The 5,415-nt window shown below is 64.8% G+C and carries 4 protein-coding genes and 2 pseudogenes; all 6 read left to right on the top strand.

The annotated features are described in order from the left end of the window. Positions 1-104, top strand: a pseudogene (locus tag ACZ7GZ_RS42135) (IS5/IS1182 family transposase); the annotation flags it as partial. Between the two features lie 316 nt (positions 105-420). Further along, positions 421-606: pseudogene (locus ACZ7GZ_RS42130) on the top strand (transketolase C-terminal domain-containing protein); the annotation flags it as partial. A 26-nt stretch (positions 607-632) separates the two neighbouring features. Beyond that, entirely contained in the window at positions 633-929 is a 297-nt protein-coding gene (locus ACZ7GZ_RS42125; protein ID WP_471033037.1) for a transketolase C-terminal domain-containing protein, read from the top strand. Beyond that, positions 926-2,023, top strand: coding sequence for a polyprenyl synthetase family protein (locus tag ACZ7GZ_RS42120; protein WP_471033034.1), 1,098 nt, complete (start codon positions 926-928; stop codon positions 2,021-2,023). The genes ACZ7GZ_RS42125 and ACZ7GZ_RS42120 overlap by 4 nt, the downstream gene beginning before the upstream one ends. Before the next feature lie 164 nt (positions 2,024-2,187). Continuing rightward, positions 2,188-3,924 carry a hypothetical protein gene (locus tag ACZ7GZ_RS42115; RefSeq protein WP_471033033.1) on the top strand — a complete coding sequence of 579 codons (1,737 nt, stop codon included), beginning with the start codon at positions 2,188-2,190 and terminating at the stop codon, positions 3,922-3,924. Between the two features lie 62 nt (positions 3,925-3,986). Then, a complete protein-coding gene (locus ACZ7GZ_RS42110) occupies positions 3,987-5,321 on the top strand; it encodes a cytochrome P450 (protein ID WP_471033031.1) in 1,335 nt (444 codons plus the stop codon). The last annotated feature ends 94 nt before the right edge of the window (positions 5,322-5,415 follow it).

Genomic DNA, 5,415 nt, shown 5'->3' with positions numbered 1-5,415 from the left:
GTCTCAACCACCGTTACGAGCGGAAACCAGGCAACTACCTGGCCTTTCTCGGGCTGGCATCCGCCCTCTGCTGCTACAAGCGGTTCCTCAAACTGACCATGTAGGACACGGTCTTAGAAGGTCGACGCTGCTCGATTTCACAAGTGCGCAAGGCTGCACGATATGCACGATTTTCCTCTCGTTGGATTGTGGACGTGGGGTGTTGGTGAGAGTGAACTGTCTCTGCTCGGTATGCAGGGCGCCGCACCGGTCAGGGAGCGAGTGCAGTCCAAGCCCGGGCATCTGGTGCTTGCGCAAAGGAGATGCTGGCATTGTTTGGTGTGTCGGTCCTTGATCGAATTATGGGTTCTGAGGATGTGCGGGCTGTACCTCGGGACGATCTGCCGTTTCTAGCCGGGGAGATCCGTGACTTTCTGGTTGATGCGGTGTGTGTCGGGCGAGCATCGGGGGTCGAATCTCCCGGTCGTGGCGATCTACGCGACCTCTCGTCGGCCGTTGGATGTGCTGCTGGTGGGGGTGGGGCCGCTGGCAGGGGTGGCGATGGAAGCCGCCCGGCTTCTGGAAGAACAGGGCATCGGGGTAACGGTCGCCGATCCACGCTGGGTACTGCCAGTCAACGAAGGCTGCCCGCATTGGCGGCCCGTCACCCGCTGGTCGTCACTATCGAGGACGGTGTCGTCACCGGCGGGGCGGGCTGGGCGCTGGCCCAGGAGTGTCAGGCCAAAGGCGTTCAGATACCGGTGGTGCCGCTAGGCGTGCGACGTGAGTTCATCGCGCACGGTTCCCGTTCCGCGTTGCTGGCCAAGGCCGGGTTGGATGCTGCGGGCATCGTCGATGCCCTCCTCACCGAGACCCTGGCCCTGACGGGCAAGGCCGAGTCGACAGCAGAACCAGGACCCGACACACCCAGGGCAGGTGAGCCTTCGTGACTGCCAACACCCCTACCCGGCCCACGACCGGGTCACTGAGTTCGGACGATTTACGCCGCGACATCGACGCCGTTCTCTGCGAGTTTCTTCAGAGCAAAGCCGCTTTGGCCGCAGCCCAGAATCTCCCCGGGCAGGCCGCGCAGGTCCTGCAGGAATTCCTGTCTGCCGGGGGTAAACGCCTGCGCCCCATGCTGTGCGCGCTTGGCTGGCAGGCTGCCACCGGAACACCTCCACCAGAGCCGGTAGTGCAAGTAGCGGCCTGTCTGGAGATGTTCCATGCCTTCTGTCTCATCCACGACGACATCATCGACAACAGCTCCACCCGCCGCGGCGTACCGACCGTCCATCATTCCCTTGCCCAGCAGCACGCGGCATACCATGCCGGCCAGCTCGCCGAGCGCCTGGGCTCCTCCTGCGCGATCCTTATCGGCGACCTTGCCCTGACCTGGGCGGACGAACTCCTCCACACTGCGGGACTGACCGACGGCCAACTCGCTGCGGTGCTCCCGGTCATCCATGGCATGCGTACCGAGGTGATCTACGGCCAGTACCTGGACGTCACCACCACCGGGTGCCCTACCCCCGACGTGGAACGCGTCTTGACGATCATCCGCTACAAGACGGCGAAATACACCTGCGAGCGTCCCCTCCACATCGGTGCCGTCCTCGGGGGTGCCCCACCGCACCTGCTGCGGGAACTATCCGCCTATGCCATGCCGCTGGGCGAAGCTTTCCAGCTACGCGACGACCTCCTCGGCGTCTTCGGCGACCCTCAGGTGACCGGCAAGTCCCGCTTGGAGGACCTGCGCGAGGGCAAACACACCATGCTCCTCGCCCTCGCCCTGCGCGACGCCTCCCCTGCCCACGCCACCGTCCTACGCCGCCTGGTCGGCAACCCCCGCCTGACAGAGGCGGAAGCCGCCCAGATCCGCAACATCCTCACGGTGACCAGTGCCCGCACCCACATCGAGGACATGATCAGCGAACGGCGTGAACAAATCCTGCAGCTCCTCACTTGCCCCCACGTCATCCACCCCGAGGCCCGGAATGCCCTTCGGCAACTGGCCGACACCGCAACCAGGCGTACTTCATGAACACGCCCACCCACCCAAACGCGTGCTGACCTCGGGGCTTCTGCGCCGACGTCATCCGGGCAATCCAGGCGTAACGAAAGCCCTGGAAATCCATGCACTGCCCGTCTGCGTGCGCCACGAAAACGTCCACAACAAGCACGTCGACAAGTCGCTGGAGAACAAAGGTGCCATCTTCGGTTGTCCCCAAACTGGTTGAGCGGGTGCACGGTTTTCGCCGCACGGGCCGGCTTCCCGGCGAAGGTGAAGCGGATGCATTCGATGTACTGACCACGCGCCATGAGATCCGCGACTCGCCTCTGGCTGAACACGTCGAAGAGGCACGTCGCGCGCTCCACGCCGGTTCCGCGCAGAGGGCCGGAACCGGTACCTGGACCTACGATCCGGCCGCGACGCTGCGCATTCTGCGCGCTGATCCCGCGGCTCCGGATCCGCGCTACGAGGCGTGGTCGCGCGCGTGCGTGGAGATGGTGGACGGGGCGTGCGCGCTGCTGGCCGAGATCGCCGATGTGCGCAGCGGCAACCCCCGGTCGGTGCCGGGTGTACTTCAGGTCCCGATCACGGTGGCCGACGACCTTCCGGGAAGGATCTTCTCCGGTGCGCGGGCCGGCGCTAACGCGGGCAGGAGCACGAAGTCGAACGTTCACCCCTGCACTAGCGAGGCGTGGCGAGCGGTGGCAGAGGAGTACGGGCTTCGCGGCATCGCGTCCTACCCGGTCTTCGCCAGCGGCGCCTGGCTCGGGGGGCTTGCCACCGGGGAGTACGGCGACTGGCGCCAGGACTTTCTCACCACGCTCATCTATGGCTTCTACCTGGAGTACAACCTTGAAGAACTCGGCATCCGGGGAGCGTCCGGCGTCCTTCGGGACATGCACGCGTACTGGGATGTCCCCGACCTGCCGGTAGATCTTCAGGTGCGCCGGGCGCACATGGAGTGCAGCATGGTCTTCTTCGACGCCAAACGTCGGCAGGAATCCGCGCTCAGGGACGTGAAGACCGACGGCGAGAGCGCCTGGGTGTTCACCGACAGGGACCAATGGCGCGACTTCAAGGCCATGGACTCAGGAATCCTTGGCCACTACCTCTCCTTCGCACCTGGGGAGATGGGCCGCGACGACCTGATGCTCGCCGGGCTGGTCCATGACTGGGTCGATCTTGGCACCGACTTGCGCAACGGCGAATGCGGACAGAGCGTCCTGACCTTGACCCGGGGATCGATCGCCTCCCAGGACCTGCTGCGGGCGTACGAGCGCACGGTGTGGATGTTCAACAACTGGTTCGCAGACGACGGCGCCGTCCTGCCTGACCGCTACGCGACGTGCCTGTTCGTGATGGCGGTCTCTGTCTGGGCGATGACCAACCACCGGCATGACATATGGCGCTACTACGCCCTCGCCGCCGACTCGTCCAGCGAAGTCTACGGGCGGAATGTGTACCAGGCGTGCCGGTTCGCCACCTGCTACACCCCTGCACTGGAACCATGTGCGCCAGTGGAGCCCCGCACGATCACGGTGCCACGCAGAGAACTGGCCTACGACGTCATGGTGGCCGGAGAACGGCACACCGGCGCTGTGCTGCTTCATTCAGCGGTCTGCGAAGCCGTAGAAAAAAGTGCGCTGCCCATGGACCTTGTCACCTACGAATACGTCCTGCCCATGCTGCTACGTGAGAGGAAGATCACACCGGATGACTTCCTGAAGCACATGGACAGAGGATACTGCGAGCACTTCGCGAAATCGGTCGGGGCCGCCCATGCCGCCCGCTTCAGCCCAGACCATGGCAGGGGGCTGCTCGCGCTGGTCATGGAGCAGTGGTGGTGCGGCCTCTACTACGCCATCGGCGTCGGCAGCTTGATCGAAGCCCAGCCTGGCACCGTAGCCGGCGACCGCGACCACGCATGGTGACGCACAGGAAACCTGGATCCCTAGCCCCAGCTCACCAGCCAATTCAGCAGCCCGGAGTAGCTATGAAGGACTTGCATTCGATCCCCACCGCCCCCAAAGCACTGCCCCTGGTCGGGCACATCGTGCCCTTGCTTCGCAACCCCCTGACATTCATCACCTCACTACCCATCCACGGGAAGCTGGTACGTATCCGTCTGGGGCCCCTCTCCTTAATCGTGGTCTGTGACCCAGAGCTGACCCAGCAGGCTTTGGTCGAGGACCGCGTCTTCGATAAGGGCGGACCGCTCTATGATCGACTACGGGAAGTGGGAGGCATCGGCCTCGCCACCTGTCCGTACAGTGCGCACCGTCGGCTGCGACGGCTGGCTCAGCCCGCCTTCCACCCCACTCGATTCCCCGGCTACGCACAGACCATGACTGCCTGCATCGATGAGACGACCCGTTCCTGGCAGACTGGCCGAATCCTGGATGTGCCGACGGAGATGGCGACGATCACGTCCAAGGTCACGGCTGCCACGTTGTTCTCCGGCTCGCTGTCACCAGCCGAGCTCGGCCAGCTCCTCGATGACATGAGCACCGTCTTCGACGGCTGGTATCGGCGCATGCTCCTGATTCCCCCGCTGGATCGGCTCCCCACACCAGGTAACCGCTCCTACCAGCGCGCTCGCACCCGCCTGCGCCACACCTGCGACCGGATCATCGCCGAGCGGCGCGCCGACGGCACCGACTGCGGCGATCTACTCTCGGCCCTGGTGGCGGCCCACGACCCCGAAGACGGTGGCCGCGGCATGACTGACACGGAAATCAGCGACACCATCGTCACCTTCTTCCTGGGCGGGACGGAGACCACCGCTGCCCTTTTGGCCTGGTCGCTGGACCTGCTGGCCCGGCATCCTGAAATCGAGCAGCGGCTCCATACTGAGGTCGACACCGTGCTGCGCGGTGCCGCAGCCACTCACGCCGACCTGCCCTCCCTGGAACTGACCGGGCGCATCATCACCGAAACCCTCCGCCTGCGCTCACCGTCCTGGTTCTTCACCCGCACCGTCGCCACGGACACTCACCTGGGCAGCCACCTGCTGCCCGCCGGTACCAACGTCATCTGCAGCTCCTACCTCGTCCACCACCAGCCCGATCTCTACCACCACCCTGAAACCTTTGACCCCGACCGCTGGAACTCCCAACATCCCCAGCCACCCCGCCACGCCCTCATCCCCTTCGGCACCGGCGCCCGCAAGTGCATCGGCAACACCTTCGCCACGATCGAGGCCACCCTCGCCCTCGCGACGGTCGCTGCCCGCTGGCGCCTAGAACACTTGCCCGGCCACCAGACCCACCCCGCACTGGGCGCGGTATTGAGGCCCCAGAAACTACGTATGAAGGCAACGCCCCGTTGAGGGTCTGTCCAATCAACGGGTCTGGCCCGTAGTCGGTGGTGACGGTGGGTAGCCATCAGCAATCATGATCTTGTGATGGATGTCAACTCGCTTG

Source organism: Streptomyces sp. NPDC037288 (genome assembly GCF_055603265.1).
This window is presented reverse-complemented; position numbering and strand designations above follow the sequence as displayed.